The 21,803-nt window shown below is 66.4% G+C and carries 18 protein-coding genes; 7 read left to right on the forward strand and 11 right to left on the reverse strand.

Annotated elements, in window-relative coordinates; all coding sequences use genetic code 11:
* Nucleotides 1–31 precede the first annotated feature (31 nt).
* Together MTR65_RS05685 and gltX are read right to left on the reverse strand one after the other, a co-directional pair.
* Nucleotides 32–1,315, reverse strand: coding sequence for a citrate synthase (locus MTR65_RS05685; protein ID WP_039393269.1), 1,284 nt, complete (start codon nt 1,313–1,315; stop codon nt 32–34).
* Nucleotides 1,316–1,328: 13 nt separating this feature from the next.
* Entirely contained in the window at nt 1,329–2,798 is a 1,470-nt protein-coding gene (gene gltX, locus MTR65_RS05690; RefSeq protein WP_243797979.1) for a glutamate--tRNA ligase, read from the reverse strand.
* A gap of 403 nt (nt 2,799–3,201) precedes the next feature.
* Here gltX and MTR65_RS05695 point away from each other — a divergent pair, with 403 nt between their 5' ends.
* Nucleotides 3,202–5,106 carry a ComEC/Rec2 family competence protein gene (locus MTR65_RS05695; RefSeq protein ID WP_243797981.1) on the forward strand — a complete coding sequence of 635 codons (1,905 nt, stop codon included), beginning with the start codon at nt 3,202–3,204 and terminating at the stop codon, nt 5,104–5,106.
* Nucleotides 5,107–5,133: 27 nt separating this feature from the next.
* Here the strand turns inward: MTR65_RS05695 and lexA are convergent, their stop codons facing one another.
* The 9 genes from lexA to MTR65_RS05740 all read right to left on the reverse strand — a co-directional run bounded on the left by lexA (nt 5,134) and on the right by MTR65_RS05740 (nt 14,685).
* Nucleotides 5,134–5,820: a transcriptional repressor LexA gene (gene lexA, locus MTR65_RS05700; RefSeq protein ID WP_243797984.1), complete on the reverse strand. Its 687-nt coding sequence runs from the start codon at nt 5,818–5,820 to the stop codon at nt 5,134–5,136.
* A gap of 122 nt (nt 5,821–5,942) precedes the next feature.
* The gene (locus MTR65_RS05705) at nt 5,943–7,190 is read right to left on the reverse strand and encodes a molybdopterin molybdotransferase MoeA (RefSeq protein WP_243797987.1); all 1,248 of its coding nucleotides are present in this window, start codon (nt 7,188–7,190) and stop codon (nt 5,943–5,945) included.
* Nucleotides 7,187–7,684 carry a cyclic pyranopterin monophosphate synthase MoaC gene (gene moaC, locus MTR65_RS05710; protein ID WP_243797989.1) on the reverse strand — a complete coding sequence of 166 codons (498 nt, stop codon included), beginning with the start codon at nt 7,682–7,684 and terminating at the stop codon, nt 7,187–7,189. The genes MTR65_RS05705 and moaC overlap by 4 nt, the downstream gene beginning before the upstream one ends.
* A gap of 206 nt (nt 7,685–7,890) precedes the next feature.
* Complete coding sequence (trpC, locus tag MTR65_RS05715) at nt 7,891–8,682, reverse strand: indole-3-glycerol phosphate synthase TrpC (protein WP_243797991.1); 792 nt, start codon at nt 8,680–8,682, stop codon at nt 7,891–7,893.
* Between the two features lie 14 nt (nt 8,683–8,696).
* Complete coding sequence (gene trpD / locus MTR65_RS05720) at nt 8,697–9,707, reverse strand: anthranilate phosphoribosyltransferase (protein ID WP_243797994.1); 1,011 nt, start codon at nt 9,705–9,707, stop codon at nt 8,697–8,699.
* Nucleotides 9,704–10,300 carry an anthranilate synthase component II gene (locus MTR65_RS05725; RefSeq protein WP_243797997.1) on the reverse strand — a complete coding sequence of 199 codons (597 nt, stop codon included), beginning with the start codon at nt 10,298–10,300 and terminating at the stop codon, nt 9,704–9,706. Before MTR65_RS05725 ends, trpD begins: the two co-directional genes overlap by 4 nt.
* Entirely contained in the window at nt 10,297–11,118 is an 822-nt protein-coding gene (locus MTR65_RS05730; RefSeq protein WP_243798000.1) for a phosphodiester glycosidase family protein, read from the reverse strand. The genes MTR65_RS05725 and MTR65_RS05730 overlap by 4 nt, the downstream gene beginning before the upstream one ends.
* The gene (gene trpE / locus MTR65_RS05735) at nt 11,115–12,611 is read right to left on the reverse strand and encodes an anthranilate synthase component I (protein ID WP_243798149.1); all 1,497 of its coding nucleotides are present in this window, start codon (nt 12,609–12,611) and stop codon (nt 11,115–11,117) included. Before trpE ends, MTR65_RS05730 begins: the two co-directional genes overlap by 4 nt.
* Before the next feature lie 103 nt (nt 12,612–12,714).
* Entirely contained in the window at nt 12,715–14,685 is a 1,971-nt protein-coding gene (locus MTR65_RS05740; RefSeq protein ID WP_243798003.1) for a peptidylprolyl isomerase, read from the reverse strand.
* A 428-nt stretch (nt 14,686–15,113) separates the two neighbouring features.
* On the opposite strand from MTR65_RS05740, the gene tpiA reads away from it, so the two are divergent.
* From tpiA to MTR65_RS05770, 6 genes are all read left to right on the forward strand, one after another.
* Nucleotides 15,114–15,872 (forward strand): triose-phosphate isomerase, encoded by a 759-nt coding sequence (tpiA, locus tag MTR65_RS05745; protein ID WP_243798006.1) that lies wholly within the window; start codon nt 15,114–15,116, stop codon nt 15,870–15,872.
* A gap of 190 nt (nt 15,873–16,062) precedes the next feature.
* The gene (gene secG / locus MTR65_RS05750; RefSeq protein ID WP_243798009.1) at nt 16,063–16,455 is read left to right on the forward strand and encodes a preprotein translocase subunit SecG; all 393 of its coding nucleotides are present in this window, start codon (nt 16,063–16,065) and stop codon (nt 16,453–16,455) included.
* A gap of 170 nt (nt 16,456–16,625) precedes the next feature.
* On the forward strand, nt 16,626–18,257 hold the full coding sequence (locus MTR65_RS05755; RefSeq protein WP_226636704.1) for a CTP synthase: 1,632 nt from the start codon (nt 16,626–16,628) through the stop codon (nt 18,255–18,257).
* On the forward strand, nt 18,254–19,315 hold the full coding sequence (locus tag MTR65_RS05760) for an oxidoreductase (RefSeq protein WP_243798012.1): 1,062 nt from the start codon (nt 18,254–18,256) through the stop codon (nt 19,313–19,315). Before MTR65_RS05755 ends, MTR65_RS05760 begins: the two co-directional genes overlap by 4 nt.
* A 222-nt stretch (nt 19,316–19,537) precedes the next feature.
* A complete protein-coding gene (locus MTR65_RS05765; protein WP_243798014.1) occupies nt 19,538–20,263 on the forward strand; it encodes a PepSY domain-containing protein in 726 nt (241 codons plus the stop codon).
* A 44-nt stretch (nt 20,264–20,307) separates the two neighbouring features.
* Nucleotides 20,308–21,792, forward strand: a complete 1,485-nt coding sequence (locus MTR65_RS05770; protein ID WP_243798017.1) for an MFS transporter — start codon at nt 20,308–20,310, stop codon at nt 21,790–21,792.
* The last annotated feature ends 11 nt before the right edge of the window (nt 21,793–21,803 follow it).

Consider the following 21,803-nt stretch of genomic DNA (forward strand, 5'->3'; position numbering starts at 1 on the left):
TCGTTCAGATGGTCAGATCCTGACCGTCTGCTCAACGCTGGCTGAGCGGCACGTAGTCGCGCTGCGTCGGGCCGGTGTAGAGCTGACGCGGACGGCCGATGCGCTGGCCGGGATCCGAGATCATTTCGTTCCACTGCGCGACCCAGCCCACGGTGCGGGCAAGGGCGAAGAGCACGGTGAACATGTCGGTCGGGAAGCCGATCGCCGAGAGCACGACACCCGAGTAGAAGTCGACGTTGGGGAAGAGCTTCTTCTCGATGAAGTACGGGTCGTTGAGGGCGATTTCCTCGAGGCGCATGGCAGTCTCGAAGAGCGGGTCCTGAACGTTGAGCGCTTCGAAGACTTCGCGCACGGTCGACTGCATGACCGTCGCACGCGGGTCGTAGTTCTTGTAGACGCGGTGACCGAAGCCCATGAGACGGAACGGGTCGTTCTTGTCCTTGGCGCGTTCGATGTAGTGCGGAATGCGGTCGGGGGTGCCGATTTCACGCAGCATGTTGAGGCAGGCTTCGTTTGCGCCGCCGTGGGCAGGGCCCCAGAGGCAGGCGATGCCGGCCGCGATGCACGCGAACGGGTTGGCGCCCGACGAACCGGCAAGACGCACGGTCGAGGTCGATGCGTTCTGCTCGTGGTCGGCGTGCAGGATGAAGATGCGGTCCATCGCCTTTTCGACGGCGGGGATCACTTCGTATTCCTCGGCGGGAACGCCGAAGGTCATGCGCAGGAAGTTGCCCGTGTAGGACAGGTTGTTGTCCGGGTAGAGCATCGGCTGACCGACCGAGTACTTGTAGGCAGCGGCCGCAATCGTCGGCATCTTCGCGATCAGGCGATGGCTGGCGATCTTGCGCTGTTCGGGGTCGGTGATGTCGGTCGAGTCGTGGTAGAACGCCGACAGGGCGCCGACGATACCGCACATGATGGCCATCGGGTGCGCGTCACGGCGGAAGCCCTGGTAGAAGTGACGCAGCTGCTCGTGGATCATCGTGTGACGGCTGATCGTGTACTCGAAGTTCGAGAGCTCGTCCTGGCTCGGCAGTTCGCCGTTCAGCAGCAGGTAGCTGACTTCCATGAACGAGGAGCTCTCAGCGAGCTGGCCGATCGGGTAGCCGCGGTGCAGCAAGACGCCCTCGCCACCGTCGATGTAGGTCAGCGCGGATTCGCAGCTTGCCGTCGACGTGAAGCCGGGGTCGAAGGTGAACTTACCGGTCTGGCCGTAGAGCTTGCGGATGTCGATGACTTCCGGGCCCACGCTGCCCTTGAGGACGGGGTATTCCAAATCCGCGCCGTCCGCGCTCAGTTTAACCTGATCACCCACCAGTTCTTACTCCTTATGCTTGTGTCTCGGTATGCTCCCCGGCCTGCGCAGAGATGCGCGCGAGACTTTCGTCCCGGCCAAGAAGTACCAATACGTCAAAAATCCCTGGCGACGTTGTCTGACCCGTCAGGGCCGCCCGCAGGGGTTGTGCGAGCTTGCCGAGGCCCAATTCGAGCTCTGCGGCCATTGCCTTCAGGTTGGCTTCCAAAGCCTCAAGGGTCCATTCGGGCTCCCCGCTCAGACGCTCGTGGATCGCGGCCAGACGCTCGCGCGCCTCGTCGGTCAGGAGCTTCTGCGCCTTCTCGGTCATAGTGAGAGGACGTTTGGCAAAAAGGAAAACAGCGCCTTCTGCAAGATCGTTGAGGTCCTTTGCGCGGACCTTCAGTTCGGCCATGGCGCGCGCCAGCAGGGCCTTGTCGGCGTCCGGGTATCCGGCAGCGACAAGCCGCGGCAGAACGAGATCGGCGAGATAGTCGTCGCTCGCTTCGCGCAGGTAGTGACCGTTGAGATTTTGCAGCTTCGCGAGATCGAACCGCGAGGCGCCCTTGTTGACATTGGTGATGTCGAACCATTCGATGGCCTGCTCGCGGCTGATGATTTCCTCATCGCCGTGGCCCCAACCGAGGCGCAGCAGGTAGTTGAAGACCGCGTCGGGCAGGAGGCCCATCTCGTCGCGGTAGGCATCGACACCGAGCGCACCGTGGCGCTTGGAAAGCTTGGCACCATCGGCGCCGTGAATGAGCGGAATGTGGGCGTAGACCGGGTCTTCCCAGCCTCCCTCAATCACGTTCATTGCGCGCAGGATCACCAGCTGGCGAAACGCGTTGTTGATATGATCGTCGCCGCGAATGACGTGGGTTACGCCCATGTCGCGGTCATCCACAACCACGGCCAGCATGTAGGTCGGCGTGCCGTCCGAGCGCAGAATTACGAAATCGTCGAGCTCACGGTTCTGGACCGTGATGGGGCCCTGGACCTGGTCGTCGATGGTGGTTTCGCCCTCGCGGGGAGCCTTGACGCGCACCACGTAGGGTTGATCCTCTGGCCACTGCGAAGCGTCGGCGTCGCGCCATTCGCTGTCGAGGCGGAAGGGACGACGTTCGTCCTGTGCCTTCTGGCGGCGTTCGGCGAGCTGTTCGCTGGTCAGGTAGCAGCGATAGGCTTGGCCTGCCTCCAGCAGCTTCGCGGCGACTTCTGCGTGACGCTCGGAACGGGCGAACTGGAATACCGGCTCCTCATCGCCGTTCAGTCCCAGCCAGGACAGGCCGTCGAAGATGGCCTCGATCGCGGCATCGGTCGAGCGGGCACGGTCGGTGTCCTCAATGCGCAGGAGGTACTTGCCACCGTGGTGGCGGGCAAAGAGCCAGTTGAACAGCGCGGTGCGGGCACCGCCGATATGCAGAAAGCCGGTCGGCGAGGGAGCAAAGCGCGTAACGACGGCCTTGGTGCCGCTCGATCCGCTCGTTGCACTTCCACTTGCCATTCCAATCACCTTCTGTCCTATTCCGGGCATGGCGATCGAGGTCACCCGACCCGGTAAAATTGTGGGCCCGGACATCATGTCCGGAGACGCTGCATTGCGGGGTCGGCAATGGAACAGCGAACGCAACTTGTCGAGTGCTTTGGCGGCAATCGAAGGATTTCTTTCGCAATCGTGTCGCGATCGTGTCCCGTGGCTTTCCGTGGCTTTCGGGACCGGCATCGCGGCATGGTTTGCGCTTCCGAAGCCGTCCCAATGGGCAGGCCTCATTGCGTTGTGCTGTGCAGCAAGCTTGGCGACCCGAGTTTGCTGGCGGCGATGTGGTGCGTTTCAAACTGTCTCGCAAGCTTTTTTTTGGGTGCCTCTGATGGTCGCTGGGGGCTGCGTCCTGATCTGGGGGCGCTCCATGATGGTGGGGACACCTCCCATCGAGCGGCCTTTGTATGGAGCGTTCTCGGGGCGGGTGCTCGCGGTGGAGCCGCAATCGGCCCAATCGCGGCGCAGGTTGGTGGTCGCCACGCGCGACCCGGCAAGCGGGCGTGCTCTCAAAATCCGGCTCAACCTGCCGGACGAACTGTCCGATGGCGAATCTGTCCGACCGGCGGAGATCGGTGAGGGCAGTCTCATCCAGTTCGAGGCGCGGATCATGCCGCCGGCAGCGCCCCTGCTCCCGGGTGGTTATAATTTTGCAAGAACGGCCTGGTTTGCCGGGCTCGCCGGTTCGGGAACGATCTTGAAGCCCGTGACCGTCCTGGAGCCAGCGGCAGGAGGGGAAGCGCCTTTGGCGCGCATTCGGCGCGGACTGGCTGGCCATGTTCGCGAGCAGGTCGATGAGCAGGCGGCTGGCATTGCCGTGGCGCTCGTCACGGGGGATCGAGGGGGCATCACGGCAGACGATGCGCAGGCCATGCGAGATTCCGGCCTGGCGCACCTGTTGGCCATAAGCGGGCTCCACGTGACGGCCGTAATCGGCCTGATCTACGTTCTGTCCGTTCGGGCGCTCGCATTGTGGCCCGCCTTGGCCCTGCGGGTTCGCCTGCCGATGCTGGCTTCCGGGCTCGCGGCGCTCGGGGGGATTGGATATACACTGCTGACTGGCGCGCAGGTGCCGACGGTTCGTTCGTGTATCGCGGCGCTGCTCGTGCTTGGCGCCCTGGCACTGGGCCGTGAGGCGTTGTCCTTGCGCATTCTGGCGGTGGCGGCATTCGCCGTGATGCTTCTATGGCCTGAGGCCGTGGTGGGGCCGAGCTTCCAGATGAGCTTTGCCGCTGTCCTCGCCATCGTGGCCCTGTCGTCCTGCGCGCCCGTGCGCAATTTCCTGGGGCCGCGTGAAGAATCTCCTTGGATGCGCGGCGTGCGGTGGTTCGGCATGCTCATGCTGACCGGGCTCGTAATCGAGCTCGCCCTGATGCCGATTGCGCTGTTCCACTTTCACAAGGCCGGGCTCTACGGTTCATTGGCCAATCTCGTGGCAATCCCATTGACGACCTTTGTGATCATGCCCGGGGTCGTCCTGGCCCTGGCGGCCGATGTCGTGTCCCTTGGCGGGCCGCTCTGGGGCCTTGTGGGATGGACCATCAATGCGGTGCTGGGACTGGCGCATTGGGTCTCGGCGCAACCAGGGGCTGTGACGCTGGTGCCGGGCATGGGCGAGGCGGCTTTCTCGCTGTTTCTTGTCGGAGGTTTCTGGTTGGCGCTGTTGGTCGGAAAGGTGCGTCTGCTGGGCGTTGTTCCCTGCCTCGTGGGCTTTCTTGTTCTTTATAATCAGTCGCCGCCTGATCTGCTGATCGCCGGGGATGGCCGCAACGTAGGCGTTGTGGAGCGGACGGCCGGGCGTGATGCGCCAAGGCTGCTGCTGCTACGCAACACGCGTAGCGACTACGTGCGCGACAATTTCCAGGAGAATGCGGGGTTGCGAGGAGAGACGATCTATCTCCCCGATCATCCGGGCGCGCGTTGCAATGCCGATTTCTGTTCGATCACCTTGCAGATGCAGGCGCGCGCAGCCAACGTCCTGTTGTCGAGGAGCCGGGACATCGTGCCCGAGCGCGAACTGGCTGCCGCCTGCGACCGGGCTGACATCGTGATCTCGGATCGTTGGCTGCCGCGGGCATGCCGACCGCGCTGGTTCAAGGCCGATCGCGGCACGCTCAGCCAGACGGGAGGCCTGAGCGTCGATCTGTCCCGCGGCGTGGTGCGCAATGTCGCGCAGGGGCAGGGGATGCATGGATGGTGGCATGGACGCAAAGGCGAGATGTCCTTGCAGGACCTCATCCCGCCCATGCCCTCATCGATGTCTTCGGATCGATAGCGCGCGGGGCGCTGCGATCCGGTCGGCTCAGTGGAAGTAGCGGCGCAGGAGGCCTGCGAGCTTACCCTGCACCTTGATCTCGTCGGCCGCATAGATCTGCGGTTCATAGGCCGCGTTGGCCGGGTCAAGGCGGATCATGCCGTTTTCACGGCGCAGGTACTTGAGCGTCGCTTCCTCGCCGCGCACGAGGGCGACCACGATCTCGCCATCGTTGGCGATATCGGTGCGTTTCACCAAGGCAAAATCGCCATCAAGAATGCCTGCCTCGATCATCGAATCGCCGGAAACCTCCAGCGCGTAATGTTCACCCGCGCCCAGAAGCGCGGCGGGCACGGGAAGGATCGCCTGGTCTTCCAGCGCCTCGATCGGAACGCCCGCAGCGATGCGTCCGTGCAAGGGGATCTCGATCACATCGGCCGTCGGTGCGGGAGCGGCGGTTTCGGGCCTGGCGAAGGGCACGACGTTCGAGTTGGCGGCCGGAGCCGTTGTCTGGCCGCCTTCGTCGGCACGGCGCAGCACTTCGAGCGCGCGGGCGCGGTTGGGCAAGCGGCGAATGAAGCCGCGTTCCTCCAGCGCGGAGATCAGGCGGTGCACGCCCGACTTGGACTTGAGGTCCAGCGCGTCCTTCATCTCTTCGAAGCTGGGCGAAATGCCGGTTTCGTCAAGCCGGGTCTGGATGAACCGGAGCAATTCGTGCTGCTTGCGGGTCAACATGTTCGCTGCCTCTTTCCTGCGCCTGCCGCACACGGAAATTCGGCTTCCCGCGCATCAGCTGTTCTTCTGGATGTTCCACTTGTGAACATTCTGAGAACAATTAAGCAACAGAATTTCCCACGTCAAGCGATACCGCCGTTCTGGAGTATGTAGATGCGCACGTTTGCGCCAGAAGGTGTTTCCGATCCGTTCGCAGGACGGTCGATGAGGACGTTACTGCCCGCAAGAGCGCCCAGGGCCCCGCTGTCCTGCACGCGCACGGCTCGCACGCATTCCCCGTCCCAGGTGCCGCGCAGGAATTCGCGGCGTGCGCCGGTGGCCGGCAGGTCCCCGTCGAGACGGGTGGTGACAGCCATGGGCGCGGGATCGAGTGCGCCCATCAGACGGCGCAGCAGCGGGAGCAGGAAATGGTAGCCGGTAACGAGTGCGGAGACCGGATTTCCGGGCAATCCAATGATGATCTGGCGGCGCTGCGAGCGGGGGCGGGTGGCGACGAGGAGCGGCTTGCCCGGCTTGATCGCGATGCGCCAGAAGTCGAGCTTCGCGCCCCAGGCTTCGAGCGCGGGGCGGATGAGGTCGTGGTCGCCAACGGACGCGCCGCCGCTGGTGACGATGACGTCGGCATGGGCGGCCTCGTCAAAGGCGGATAGGAGCGCGTCGAGCGTGTCGCCGACCGGTCCGATGCGGCGTGTCTGGACCGCGAGCCCGGCGACCATTGCCTCCAGCATGGCGCCATTGCTGGCCGGGATCTGGTGCGTGGCGCAGTTCTCCGGATCGGAGGAAAGCTCATCGCCGCTGTCGATGATCGCGACCTGGGGCGCGCGGAAGACGGGCAGGTGCCTGTGTCCGGCCGAGACGGCGAGCGCGATCTGGGCGGGGCCGATGCGGGTTCCGGCGGGCAGAACCTCCTTGCCAGCTACGAAGTCCGAGCCGAGGCGGCGCACGTGGCGATCCTGCGGGCTGGGGCCTGTGCCGGTGAGCGTGAGTGCCGTGTCGCTGCGCGCGAGGTCTTCCTGCACGATGACCCCGGCGGCATCGCAGGGCAGCAGGGCGCCTGTGGAGATGCGCACGGCTTCACCGCGCGTCATGCTGCCTACGAAGGGGTGCCCGGCCGCGCTTTCGCCCACGATGGTCCAGGGGCCGGCAAGATCGCCATCGGTGACCGCATAGCCGTCCATTGCGGAAAGGTGCCCGGCGGGTTGGGTGCGGCGGGCGAGCAGTGGCTCGGCAAGGTAGCGGCCGATGGCGCCTGCCATGTCGACATGTTCGCGGCGCATCGGGTCGGCGAGCGCGAGGAGGCGGCGCTGCGCTTCTTCGAGCGGGATCGGGGGCGTCATGACGGGCACGTCGGGAGAAGGCGCGGTGCTCATACCCACCCTTCGGCTTTCCAGTGGCCCGACTTGCCGCCCTGCTTCTCGACGAGGCGGATGTCGGAGATGACCATGCCCTTATCGAGCGCCTTGGCCATGTCGTAGATGGTGACCAGCGCAATCGAGACGGCGGTGATGGCCTCCATCTCGATGCCGGTCTTTCCGGTGATCGAGGCGGTGGCGGTGGCGCGGATGGAGCCGGTGAACTCTTCCTCGTTCTCGAAGGTGAAATCGAGGTTCACCGCATCGAGGGGCAGGGGGTGGCACATCGGGATGAGATCGGCGGTCTTCTTGGCCGCGAGGATACCGGCGATGCGCGCGGTCCCCAGAACATCGCCCTTGGGGGCATCACCTGCCCGCACGGCGTCGAGCGCTTCGCGGGTCATGGTGATCGTGCCGCTGGCAACGGCAAGGCGGCGGGTTTCGGCCTTGGCGCCGACATCGACCATGCGCGCGGTGCCGTCCGTGTCGATATGGCTAAGCGATGTACTCACGAGAGGGTCCTTGGCGCAAGGGTGGTGACAGGGCGGGTGGCAGGGTGGGTGACAGTCAGGTTGACACAGGTGACACAGTCCAGAGAGGTCTGTGTCCGGCCCCTGTCACCTGCCATCGCAGCGGTGTTCGAAGAGGCGCGAAGGGGCGTCATTGCGGGCAATCCTCGCAGATTGCGACGGTGTAGGACAGCCCCTTTTCGGTCGTCTCAGGCGCCGGTCAGGAGGCGCCGGGTCGCGGCCTCGACGTCGGCCTCGCGCATCAGGCTTTCTCCCACCAGGAAGGTACGTGCGCCGCAGGCTGAGAGGCGCACGAGGTCTTCGTGCCGGTTGAGCCCGCTTTCGCTGACGAGAAGCGCGCCCTCGGGGGCAAGCGGGGCGAGCCGCTCGGTGATGCCGATGTCGGTGACAAAGCGCTTGAGGTCGCGGTTGTTGACACCAATAAGCCTTGATTTCAAACGACTTGCGCGCTCCATCTCGGCCTCGTTGTGAACTTCGACAAGGCAGTCCATGCCGCGTTCGTGGGCGGCGGCCTCGATCTCGGCCATCTGCGTATCGTCCAGCGCGGCGACGATGATGAGGATGGCATCCGCCCCGATCGCGCGGGCCTCGGCGACCTGCCAGGGGTCGATCATGAAGTCCTTGCGGATGACCGGCAGCGAGACGGCGGCGCGGGCCTCGACAAGGAAATCCTCATGCCCCTGGAAGTAGGGCGCATCGGTCAGGATCGAAAGACAGGCCGCGCCGCCCGCTTCGTAGGCCTTTGCGTGTTCGGCGGGCCGGAAGTCGGGGCGGATGAGACCCTTGGAAGGGCTCGCCTTCTTGATCTCGGCGATAAGCGCGAAGCCATCTTGCGCCTTGCTACGCAGCGCCGCCTCGAAGCCGCGCGGCGTGCTCTGAAAGGAGGCCTGCGCGTCGAGTTCGTCCAGTGTCGAGAGGGTCTTGCGCACGGTCACTTCGCCGCGCTTGGTCTCGCAGATTTCGGTCAGCTTGTCGGACATGGGATTCCCTGTTGTCAGCCGCGCGGTTTGGTCGCGGCGATCCAGCAGTTGAGGAGGGCGTTGGCAAGGCCCTTGTCGATGGCCTCGGCGGCTTCCTCGACACCTTCGGCCCAGCTCTCGACCTCACCCGCGACCATCAGCGCGCCCGCCGCGTTGAGCAGCACGGCGTCGCGGTAGGCGCCGGGCTCGCCCTGGAGCAGGTTCCGCAGGGCCTGCGCGTTGAAGGCCGGGTCACCGCCGCGGATGGCCTCGACTGGCGCGCTCGTCAGGCCAAGCTCGGCGGCGGTCACGCGCTTCATGGCGACCTCGCGGCCCGCGACGTCGGCAACCTCGTTGCCGCCAGCAAGGCTTAATTCGTCAAGGCCTTCATCGCCCGAGACGACCATCGAACGGGTGGTGCCGAGCCGGGCCAGCGCCTCGGCGTAGATAGGGACGTAGGCCGGGCGGGCGATGCCGACCAACTGGCGCGAGACGTTGGCCGGGTTGGCGAGCGGCCCCATCAGATTGAAGATCGTGCGGCGCGCGATGGCCTTGCGGATCGGCATGATGCGGCCCATCGCGGGGTGGTGCTTGGCCGCGAAAAGAAAGCCGATGCCGATGTCCTTGAGGGTGTCCTCGGCGGTCTCGGCGGCGCGGTCGAGGTCGATGCCGAGCGCCTCCAGGGTGTCGGCCGCGCCCGCCTTGGAGCTGGCTGCGCGGTTGCCGTGCTTGGCGACCGGCACGTCGCAGGCCGCGACCACCAGGCTGACTGCGGTCGAGACGTTGAGCGTGTGGTGCCCGTCGCCGCCCGTACCGCAGACATCGATGGCGTTCTTAGGCGCGTCGATGGGGATCATGCGTTCGCGCATGGCGCGCGCGGCGCCCGCGATCTCGCTTGCCGTCTCGCCGCGCTCGGAGAGGGCGACGAGAAAGTCCTTCACGGCCTCGTCGTCGATCTTGCCATCGAGGATCGCGCCGAAGGCGTCGTGCGCTTCGTCCTCGGTAATGGCCCTGGCGGTATCGGGAAGCTGGGTGAGGGCGCTCACGCGCTCAGCCTTTCGGGAAGCTTCGCCTCGATCCCGCAGATCGCGAGGAAGTTGGCCAGCATCGCGTGGCCGTGCTCGGTGGCAATGGATTCGGGGTGGAACTGCACGCCGTGGATGGGCAGGCTTTCGTGCGCGAAGCCCATGACGTGGCCGTCCTCGGAGCGGCAATTGACCTTGAGGCACGCAGGGATGTCCTCGACGATCAGCGAGTGGTAGCGCGTCGCGGTGAAGGGCGAGGGGAGCCCTGCAAAGACACCGGTGCCATCATGCGTCATGGTCGAAGTCTTGCCGTGCATGAGACCGCCGCGCACGACCTTGCCGCCAAAGAACTGGCCGATCGACTGGTGGCCCAGGCACACGCCCAGGAGGGGCAGCCCCTTCTCGGCCGCCGCGCCGACGAGGTCGAGGCTGATGCCCGCCTCGTTCGGGGTGCACGGTCCGGGCGAGACGAGAAAGCCCTTCGCGCCTGTGGCCAGCGCTTCTTCGACGGTGAGGCTGTCGTTGCGCACGACCTTCACCTCGGCGCCCAGTTCCATGACGTAATGGACCAGGTTCCAGGTGAAGCTGTCGTAATTGTCGATGACGAGGATCATGGGTTTGCCTTCTGGCTTTCGGCCTGTGTCTCTTGCGCCTTCGCGCGTTTCTCGACGACGATCAAGGGGCCAAGCTCGGGTCCGGTGTCGAGCCGGCCGTGTTCGGGGTCCCACAAGGACGAGACCGAGCCGTCGAGGAAGAGCGCGTTGGCGCAGTGCAGGTCGTCGCGGAAATAGCGGGCGAGCTTGCCGAAGGAGACGGGCTCCTCGGCAATCACGAAGTGCGCGCGGCCCGTCGCATCGACGCCCACGCCGTTGCGCAGCTTGTGCGAGGTGCCGTCGGGATCGATGGCCGGGTGCAGTTTGCCATCGATCACCAGCATGGGGCCCGACTGCGTACCGAAGGTGGGGCGGTGCGTGATCTTCGCGGCAAAGTCGTCCGAGGTCATCACCCGCCAGTGCCCCTTGGCATCGCCGAAGAAGACGCCGTTGGGCAGCAGGTGAAAGTTGCCCGGTCCCTCGTTGGTGTTGAGCGTGTGGAGGCGCTCGCCTTCCTCGACGTAGTAGCCGATGGGCTGTCCGGCGCTGTCGTACATCCCGGCGTTCATCGCAAAGGCGACAGGCGCGCTGCCCTCGGGGCGGCTGACGGCGAGCTGGCTCAGCGTGCGGTAGGGCGCGCCGCCCTCAGGGCCGAGCACGGTGTGGATCGTGTGGCGCCCGGGCACGGCCGTGCAGTGGACGAAGGCCGCGCCCTCGAAGCGCGCGCTTTCGCAGGCGGGCGGCGGCGGGGCCTCGGCGGTGTTCTCGGTGGAAGAACAGGCGCCAAGCAGCAGCAGGGCGAGCGCAGCGGGGGCGAGAGCCGCCCGGGCGCGGTTCACTGCCCGAAGCCCGGCTCTCCGGCGATGCGGATCGCCTCGCGCGCGGCGGCAAAGAGCGCGCCCGACTTGTGGAGGCACTCGTTCTGTTCCGAGGTCGGGTCGCTGTCGGCGACGATGCCTGCGCCCGCCTGGACGTGGAGCACCCCGTCCTTGAGGACGCCGGTGCGCAGGACAATGCACGAATCGAGCGAGCCATCGGGCGAGAAGTAGCCGACGCCGCCCGCATAGGCGCCGCGCGTTTCGGGTTCGAGCTCGGCGATGATCTGGCAGGCGCGGACCTTGGGCGCGCCCGAGACGGTGCCTGCAGGGAAACCGGCAAAGACCGCGTCGATGGCATCGTGGGTCTTCGTGTCGAGCGTGCCCACCACGTTCGAGACGATGTGCATGACGTGGCTGTAGCGCTCGATGGTGTAGCTGTCGGTCACTTCGACCGAGCCCGCTGTGGAGACGCGGCCGACATCGTTACGGCCCAGGTCCAGCAGCATGAGGTGCTCGGCGCGTTCCTTCTGGTCGTCCAGCAGGCTGATCTCGTTGGCCTTGTCCTCGGCCTCGGTCTTGCCGCGTGGGCGGGTGCCCGCGATCGGGCGGATGGTGACCTGGGGCTGGCCGTCCTCATCCTTGCGCACGCGCACCAGGATCTCCGGGCTCGAGCCGACAACGGCGAAGCCGGGCAGGTCGAGGAAGTAGAGGAAGGGCGAGGGGTTCACGCGGCGCAGCGCGCGGTAGAGCGCGAGCGGGGGCAGCGGGAACTCGCAGGTGAAGCGCTGCGCGAGCACGATCTGGAAGATGTCGCCCGCGGTGATGTAGTCCTTGGCGCGCGTCACCATCGCTTCATATTCGCCGGGCTGCAGGACCGGGGTCTGCACGGGCTCGGGGAGGTCTGTGAGGACCGGGCTCGCGGGCACCGGCTGGTTGAGGCGGCGCAGCGTCTCGGCGATGCGGTCCTCGGCGGCCTCGATGGCGCGGGCCGGGTCGGCCGCGCTCTCGGGCCAGAGCGGGGCTATGCAGAAGAGCTCATCGCCCAGGCTGTCGAAGACGAGCAGGATCGAGGGGCGCACGAACAGCATGTCGGGCACGTCGAGTTCGCTTTGCGGCGCGCGCGGCAGCTTCTCGACAAGGCCGATGGTCTCGTAGCCGAAGTACCCGACCACGCAGGCGAGCGCGGGGGGAAGTTCGCCCGGAACGTCGATGCGGCAGCTTTCGACCAGCGCGCGCAATTCGGCCAGGCTGTCGCCGGTAAGGGGGGTGAAGGCCTCGGTGTCGCTCTTCCAGGTGCGGTTGATCTGGGCCTCGTGGCCCTGCGCGCGGAAGACCAGGTCGGGATCAAGCCCGAGCAGGCTGTAGCGCCCGCGCTGGGCGCCGCCTTCCACCGATTCGAGCAGGAAGTCGCCGCGACCGTCCTCGAAGAGCTTGAGCGCGGCGCCCACCGGCGTTTGGGTATCGGCCACGAGACGGCGCCAGACCAGCGCGGGCTTTCCGTTCGAGAGCCGCATCAGGGCGTCGGTACGGATGGCATCGCTGCTGGTCTGGCGCTGTGTCGTCATGGTCCTGTCGGTTTCGCTATCGGATGGTGTCTGGAAGTGGCGGTGGAGGCGATTAGGCGCCGGGCTGGGCGGTGCCGCCCAGGCGCTCGCGCACGGCCTTGATGGTGGCGGCGTTCTTCTCGACCTTCATTTCCCCGGCAACGGCATGGCCGAGCGAGGTGACGAAGGCGTTGCCCATCTGGGCGCCCAGTTCCTCGCGGGCCTGCGCGACCATCTCGTCGGACTCGACCTTGCCGGCCTTGATGTCCTTGAGCTGGACCACGAACCACCCGCGCTCGCCGTCGGCCGACTGCACCTTCACGCTGTCCTTGGTCATGTGGAACATGAGCGAGACGGGCGGGGGCACCTGGCGACCGGCCTGAAGCGCACGGCTGAGCGTCGCGCGCGACATGCCCAGCTCCTCGATCGGGGGCAGGCGCTTGCCCAGGTCCTTCATGGCCTGCGCCATCGTCTTGCCCTCGGCCATCGCCTTGCGCACCTTGAGCGCGGCGGCCTTGGCTGCCTTGGAACCGCTGTCGAGCGCCCAGGCGGACTTCACATCGTCCTGGATGTCGTCGAACGGCGCGGGAGCGGACGGGGTGATCTCGGTCACGTCGTAGATCACGAAGGGACGGTTCGCTTCGAAGTTCTGGCCCTGGCCCATCTGGGTGAGCTGGGGCTGCTCCTGCTGCATCTTGAAGACGGTGGCGAGAAGCGGCTGGAGGCCCTCATCGACGCTCTTGTCGATTTCGCCGTAGATGCGGCCATCGGCGGTGACAGGGCCAGTGGTCTCGACCTCGACACCCAGCGACTTGGCCACCTCGGGCAGGCTCGCGCCGTCGGCGAACTGGTCCTCGATGCCTTCGAGCTTGGCTGCAAAGGCCTTGCGCTTGGCGTCGGCCTCCAGCTCGGCGACGAGCTCGTCACGCACCTCTTCGAGGGTGCGCGCGGGCTTGGTGCTTTCTTCCTCGACGCGCACGACGTGCCAGCCCAGCGCCGACTTCGCCGGAGCCGCAAGCTCGCCCACCTTGGCGGCAAAGACCGCGTCCGAGACGGGCTTGGCGAACTGGTCGGCAAGGTCCTTGCGGCTGAAGAATTCGAGCTTGGCCGCCGACAGGCCCTTCTCGGTAGCGGCCGCTTCGAGCGTCTTGCCGCCCTTGACGGCCGCGATGATGGCCTTGGCCGCATCCTCGGTCGGTGCGATCACCTGGGTGATGCGACGGTCGTCCTTGGCCGCGTAACGCGCGGCGTTGGCCTTGTAGGCCTCCTCGATCTGCGCGTCGGTGGGGGCGGCGGGCGCCTTCATCGAATCGATGGTGAACTGCGCGTAGCGCATCATGCGGCGCTCGGGCCGGATGAAGTTCTGGGTGTGGCTGTCGTAGAAGGCCTTGAGCGTCTTTTCGTCGGGCTCGTCCTCGGGCACGAACAGCATCGAGGGCAGGGCCAGGACCGAGCCGCTGCGGGTCTCGTCGATCATCGCGGCGTAGCGCTTGGCCATGTAGGCGGGCATCTTCGCGCCGAACTGCGCCGGGCTGGCGAGCTGCTGGCCGACGAGCCCTTGCGCGATGTCCTCGCGCAGCGCCTTCTCGGAGAGGCCCTGCTGGGCGAGCGCCTGGCGGAAGGTGTCCTGATCGAACTTGCCGTCGACGCCCTGGAAGGCGGCGATCTGTGCGATCTCGCTGTCGACCAGGCGGTCCCCGGCGACGATCCCGTGCTCCTTGCCGAAGGCGAAGAAGGCGGTGCGCTGGACCAGCTCATCGAGGATCGTGTCGAGCCCGCCCTGTGCGAGCAGCTGGCTCATCGAGGCCTGCGGGTTGTTCTGCTGAACGCGGCGCAGCGCGGAGTTCGCGCCCTGCGCCAGCTCGTTGGCGTCGATGGTCTCGTCGCCAACGCTGGCCACGGTGTTGGCATCGCCTGCGCTGCCCGCACCCTGGATGCCGGCGATGTCGCCGCTGGCGAAGGCGAGGGCGATGACGCCGAGCACGACCAGCGCGATGGCCGCGCCGATCTTGGACTTGATGAACGATCTGAAGAAGCTGAGCATGTCCTGTCCGGCCGTTGACTGAGCGGTCTGTGAAGCGCTCCTGCTCTGGGTCTCCTGCCGGGGCAGGGGCCTTCATGCAGGAGGCGGGAAATGGCGCAGGCTTTAGGGGGGCTTTCGCCGTCCTGCAATGGCATCGCATCGCTTTGCGCCCGATTCCTGTGGTTTCGGGCGCGCGGGCACGGTGCGAAGGAGTGCCGTGGTGGCGGGGGCTGGATGAATGTGGGCTTGCTTGCCCATTCTTGCGAATACTGTCGGGTCTACTTGTGGCTTCTGCGTGGTCCCGAATTGGGCGCAGTGGAAAGAGAAGTCTCCCCCGGCTTTGACAAATCCGCTAGTGCTGGCCTAGCAGCGCCCCGCTACAACGGCGTTCCGATTCCCCTTTCTGCGGGATTCGCTCGGTGTGTCGTCGATTTGATCAAGGGACCAAGATGGCCGGATTGCCTTACATCGTCGGAAACTGGAAAATGAACGGCACGCGCGCGATGCTGAACGAAGTGCGCGCGATCGACCGTGCCGCGGGACGTTTTCCCAGGGTTCAGGTGGCCATCGCGCCACCCGCCACGCTTATCTACCGTACGCGCGATGCTGCTGAAATCATTGGCGTTGGTGGCCAGGACTGCCACGTTCAGGAGAGCGGCGCCTTCACCGGCGACATCTCCGCCCCGATGCTCAAGGACGCTGGCGCCGATTTCACCATCGTTGGCCACTCCGAGCGCCGCACGCTGCACGGCGAAAGCGACGGGGATGTGCAGGCCAAGGCGGATGCCGCCATTGCCGCTGGCCTGGGCGTGATCCTGTGCGTGGGCGAAAGCGAAGCGCAGCGCGATGCGGGCGAGGCGGAAAGCGTCGTCGCAGCCCAGGTGGCCGCGTCGTGCCCGCAGGGCGAACAGGCGCCCGAAAAGTTTTCCGTGGCCTACGAGCCGATCTGGGCGATCGGTACGGGTCGCGTTCCCTCGGTCGAGGATGTCGCAGCCATGCACAGCGCGATCCGCGCCAAGCTGGTCGAACTCTACGGTGACAGCGGTACGGGCGTGCGCATCCTCTACGGCGGTTCGGTCAAGGCCGAGAACGCCGCCGAGCTGCTTTCGGTCCCCGAGGTGGGCGGTGCGCTCGTCGGCGGGGCGAGCCTGAGCGCGGAGAGCTTCCTCTCCATCGTCGGTGCCGCCGCCACACTGGCCGCCGACTGAATAAGCGCCTGATCTTCCGGCACTTGCCCGCGCCCGCGCGCGGCGAGGTCGGGAGAGGGTGGCTGTGCATGTCGAATCCCGTGTCCGGGCCGGGTTGCGTTCGGGGGGCGTTGCGCTTATCTGCGCCGCTTGTGATTGCGGTCTGTGATCCTGTTTCGCAGACCCGTTGAGAAGAGCTGAGATCGAGCTGATGTTTGTTTTCCTGACCGTCGTCCAGGCGCTGGTGGCTGCCGCCCTGGTCGGTGTTATTCTGGTTCAGAAGTCCGAGGGCGGTGGCCTTGGCGTCGGTGGCGGGGGCAACCCCGGCGGCCTGATGTCGGCGCGCGGCGCGGCTGATTTCCTGACCCGGGCAACGGCGATCCTCGCCGGTCTCTTCGTGGTTCTCAGCATTCTTCTTGCCGCGATGGCGGTCGATGCCAACAGCGTCGGCGATATCGATACCTCGCTGCAGCGCGGCGGTGAACCGGCAGCCCAGGAAGCCCCGGCGGATCCGCTTGCGGGCTCGGCTGGCGGCGAATCGAAGGCAGGCGCCGCAGCGGCTCCCGCGAACGATGATCCGCTCGCCGGAGCCGCGCAGCAGTAAGAGCTTCGCGAAGGCGGGTTCGGATCGGAAAGTCCGGGGCCGTCTCGAAACAGCATTGTAACCGAAATGCCGTCTGGCGCAGTCAGGCGGCATTTTATTGAGTTTGACCTGTGGATTCGGGTTCTTGGCGCTTGCGCTGAACCCCCCACGCAATTTAAGGCCCAATTCCCATGGCGCGGCACATCTTCATCACCGGCGGCGTGGTCTCCTCGCTTGGCAAGGGCCTCATGGCCGCCAGCCTGGCCGCGTTGCTGCAGGCCCGTGGGTTCCGAGTGCGGATCCGCAAGTTCGACCCCTATCTCAACGTCGACCCGGGCACGATGAGCCCGTACCAGCACGGCGAGGTCTTCGTGACCGACGACGGTGCGGAAGCCGACCTTGACCTTGGCCACTACGAGCGCTTCACCGGCGTCTCGGCGCACCAGGGCGACAACATCACCTCGGGCCGCATCTACCAGGACATCATCGCCAAGGAGCGCCGCGGCGACTACCTCGGCGCCACCGTCCAGGTGATCCCGCACGTCACCGACGCGATCAAGAACTTCGCGCAGGCCGACACCGAGGATCTCGACTTCGTGCTGTGCGAAGTCGGCGGCACCGTGGGCGACATCGAGGGCCTGCCCTTCATCGAGGCGCTGCGCCAGATGCGCAACGAGCTGGGCCGCGAGAACACCTGCTTCGTCCACGTCACGCTGGTGCCCTACATCGCGGCCGCGGGCGAGCTGAAGACCAAGCCGACCCAGCACTCGGTGCGCGAGATGACCGGTCTTGGCATCCAGCCCGACATCCTCCTGTGCCGCTGCGAGCACGAACTGCCCGAGAGCGAGCGCGCCAAGATCGCGCTGTTCTGCAACGTGCGCCGCGAAGCGGTCATCCCCGCGCTTGACGCGCCCAACATCTACGCGGTGCCCCTCCAGTACCACGCCGAGGGTCTCGACGCCGAAGTGCTCCACCACTTCGGCCTCAACTCGCCCGCGCCGGAACTCTCGCGCTGGACCGGCATCGTCGATCGCTTCCAGAACCCGGAAGGCGAAGTCACCATTGGCGTCGTGGGCAAGTACGTCGGTCTGCCCGATGCCTACAAGTCGCTGAACGAAGCGCTCGTCCACGGCGGCATGGCCAACAAGACCAAGGTCAAGATCAAGTGGCTCGACGCGGAAATCTTCGAGAAGTCCGACGACGAGATCGCGCACGCGCTCGAACCCATGCACGGCATTCTCGTGCCGGGCGGTTTCGGTGAGCGCGGGACCGAGGGCAAGATTGCGGCGGTGCGCTTTGCGCGTGAACGCAAGGTGCCCTTCTTCGGCATTTGCCTTGGCATGCAGATGGCCTGCATCGAGGGTGCGCGCGCGGCCGGTATCGCCGCAGCAAGCTCGACCGAATTCGGCCCGACTGACGAGCCGGTGGTGGGCATCATCACCGAGTGGATGGGCAAGGAAGGCCTGGAAACCCGCGCCGAGGGCGGCGATCTGGGTGGCACCATGCGTCTTGGCGCCTATATCGCCAAGCTCGATGGCAACAGCCAGGTCTCCAGCATCTACGGCGGCGCGACCGAGATTTCCGAGCGCCACCGCCACCGCTACGAGGTCAACGGCAAGTACCGCGACGCGCTCGAAAAGGACGGGTTGATCTTCTCGGGCATGTCGCCCGATGGCCTGCTGCCCGAAATCGTCGAGCGTCCCGATCACCCCTTCTTCGTGGGCGTGCAGTTCCACCCCGAACTCAAGTCGCGCCCGTTTGAACCGCACCCGCTGTTCTCGGGTTTCGTGGCGGCCGCGCTCCAGCACTCGCGCCTGGTTTGAGCGCTTCGCCGCGCCTGGGCGTGGGTCTTGTCGGCAACGGCATGGCCGCGCGGGTGTTTCACGCGCCCTACATCGCGGCCTGCACGGGCCTTGACCTGCGCGCGGTGGTGAGCCGCCGGGCCGAGGCCGAATTGCCTCTGCCCGGGCTCGCGCGTGTCCCCGACATCGCCGACCTGCTGGAGGATCCCGCGATCGACCTCGTCGTGATCGCCACCCCCAGCGCCACCCACGCGCAGCTCGCTGCGCAGGCGCTGAATGCGGGCAAGCACGTCGTCGTCGACAAGCCCTTTACCCTCGATCTGGCGAGCGCGCAGGATCTTGTCGCGCGCGCGAAGGCGGCGGACCGCGTCGTCACCGCCTTCCACAACCGGCGCGGCGATGCCGATTTCCTCGCCATCGAGGCGGCCATAGCGGCAGGCGAGATCGGGCGGGTCGTCCATTTCGAATCCCACTTCGACCGCTTCCGCCCCAAGGTGCGCGAGCGCTGGCGCGAGGACGGCAGCGAAGGCTCGGGCGTGTGGTTCGATCTTGGTCCCCACCTCGTCGACCAGGCGCTGTGCCTGTTCGGCGCGCCCGAGGCGGTGAGCGCCGATATCGCGAGCTTGCGCGAAGGCGGACGGTCGGACGACTACGCCCACGTCACGCTCCACTACCCCAAGATGCGCGCCATCCTTCACGCAGGGATGTGCGTTGCGGGCGGCGAACCGCGCTTCCGTGTCCACGGCACCGGCGGATCGCTGGTCAAGTACGGCATCGACCCGCAGGAAGCCCAATCGGTGGCCGGCATGCGCCCCGGCGATCCCGACTGGGGGCGCGATCCTGAACCGCTGGTGCGCTTCGATGGCGAAGGCAACCGCCACGAGGCCGCTCTTCCGCGCGGGCGCCAGGAACGCTTCTACGACGATGTCGCTGCCGCCTGCCGTGGCGAGAAGGCGGTCGCGGTCTCGGGAGAGGAGATCCTCCTCGTCCAGGCGGTGATCGAGGCGGCGCGTACGGCGAGCCGGACGGGCCAGCGTGTAGCGCTGGCCGATGTGCTGGAAGAGGCAGTCAAGAAGTAGGATTTGCCGAGGGCCATCGCCCTCGGGCTCCCCGGACTGTCTAGCTCACGTCCCGCGCGCCATGCAGGCGGGGAAAGGCGACGTTGCCCATTTTGGGGGGCAAGGGGCGATGGCCCCTTGGATAATTTCTTTCCTGCCTTCCTGTTGCCTTCCCCTTCTTTTCTGGAAACCTTGGGTGTTCGGGGCCTCATCATTGTGGGCCTGGCTAAGAGGGGGAAGCACGTGCTCGTACCGCGCTCGCGCAAGCAGAGGCTGCACATTCTGGGCAGTCGCCTTCACAAATGGCTGGCGGCCTGTGTGGGTATTCAGGTCCTCCTGTGGATGGGCTCGGGCGCGATCATGTCCTGGCTCAAGATCGAGCATGTGCGCTCCGAGCATGTCATCGCGCGCACGCCTGAAGTGCTCCCGGCCGACGCGCCGCTGCCCTCGTGGCTGGCGAATGACGGGGCGCTGGTTTCGGTGACGACGCGCGCGGTGAACGGACGCAGCGTCATCGAAGTGCGCAGCCGCGATGGCACCGCCGCTCTGCACGATCCGGTGTCCGGTCGCCGACTTTCCCCGCTTTCCGCCCGCACGGCTTCCGAGATCGCACAGGGCGCGTGGAAGGGGGCGCCTACCGGAGTACAGGGCGTCTCGATTGTGCGCGCGCCGGTCGGGACCGAATATGCCGGGCCCTTTCCGGCCTGGCAGGTGACGTTCGCGGACCCGGACCGCACCCGGCTCTACATCAATGCGTCGAGCGGAGCCGTCCTGGCTGCGCGCAGCGATACCTGGCGCTTCTTCGACTTCGTGTGGGGCCTGCACATCATGGACTGGACGCTGCGTGATCGGATCAACAGCTGGTGGCTCTTCGTCTTTGCGCTGGGCGGCACAGGCATCGCGCTTTCGGGCTTCGTGCTTCTGGCAAACCGCTTTCCGCGCCTGCGCTGGGCTCGGCGCAAGCGCTAAGTCCCTGAGCTTGCTCTTGCCCTGCCGCTTGCTAGCATGGGGGCATGGCAACCAGACACCAGCGTGAGGGGCAGGGGGCGCAGTCCGCGTTGCCCGAAGGCGTGATCGAAAGCGACGTTCCGGCCCGGCTCGACCGTCTGCCGTGGTCGCGTTTTCACTGGCTGGTGGTCTGCGCGCTGGGCATCACCTGGATCCTCGACGGGCTGGAAGTCACGCTCACCGGCTCGATTGCGCCGGCCTTGCGCGAAAGTCCGGTGCTTGCCTTTTCCGCGCGCGAGATCGGTCTTGCCAACAGTCTGTATCTGGCAGGCGCCGTCTCGGGCGCGCTGTTCTTTGGCTGGTTGACCGACCGGCTGGGGCGCAAGCGCCTCTTCACGCTGACGCTCCTGATCTATCTGCTCGCCACGGCGGGCACGGCCTTCACCTGGGACCTGCCGAGCTTTGCGCTCATGCGCTTTCTCACGGGTGCGGGCATCGGGGGCGAGTACAGCGCGATCAATTCGGCCATTCAGGAACTGATCCCCGCGCGCCGCCGGGGCTGGACCGACCTTGTCATCAACGGCTCGTACTGGGTGGGGGCAGGCGTTGCAGGCGCGCTTTCGGTGGTGGTGCTCGACCCGCGCCTCTTTGCGCCCGATGTCGGCTGGCGCATTGCCTTCGGGTTCGGGGCGGTGACGGGGCTGATCGTGATCGCACTGCGCCGTTACATCCCGGAGAGCCCGCGCTGGTTGCTCACCCACGGGCAGGGCGCCAGGGCCGAGGCCATCGTGGGTGAGATCGAGGCGCGCACACGGGAACAGGGCCTCACCATTCAGGGCGAGACCCCGAAGGCCCGCCTCAAGGCGCGCCGCGCGACGCCGCTGCGCGAAGTGTGGGAGGCGCTGTTTCGCACGTACCCACGCCGTACCGCGCTTGGCCTTGTTCTCATGGCGGCGCAGGCCTTCCTCTACAACGCGATCTTCTTCACTTACGCCCTGATCCTGAGCGATTTCTATGGCGTGCCTTCGGACCAGGTGGGCTGGTACGTGCTGCCTTTCGCGGTGGGCAACGTGCTGGGACCACTGCTGCTTGGGCCCCTGTTCGACAGCTGGGGGCGGCGTCCGATGATCGCGCTGACGTATGGCGTCTCGGGGCTTCTGCTTGCCGCGACGGGGCTCGCCTTCCGGCTCGAGATGCTCGATGCCACCACGCAGACCCTGTGCTGGAGCGTGACCTTCTTCTTCGCCTCGGCCGCGGCCTCCTCGGCCTATCTGACCGTCGCGGAGAGCTTCCCCCTCGAAGTGCGCGCGCTGGCCATCGCGGTGTTCTATGCGCTGGGCACCGGGATCGGCGGGGTCATGGCCCCCTGGCTCTTTGGTGTCCTCATCGAGAGTGGCTCCCGCGCCGACGTGCTGGGCGGCTATCTCTTCGCCAGCGCGCTCATGCTGCTCGCCGCCTTCGTGGGGTGGCGCTTTGGCCTCGACAACGAGCGCAAGGCGCTGGAGGCCGTAGCCCGGCCCCTGTCCTGGCACGGCGAGGAGGGCGCATAAGCGCGCGAAAA

The sequence above is a fragment of the Novosphingobium mangrovi genome (assembly GCF_022818885.1).
Lineage (GTDB): Bacteria > Pseudomonadota > Alphaproteobacteria > Sphingomonadales > Sphingomonadaceae > Novosphingobium > Novosphingobium mangrovi.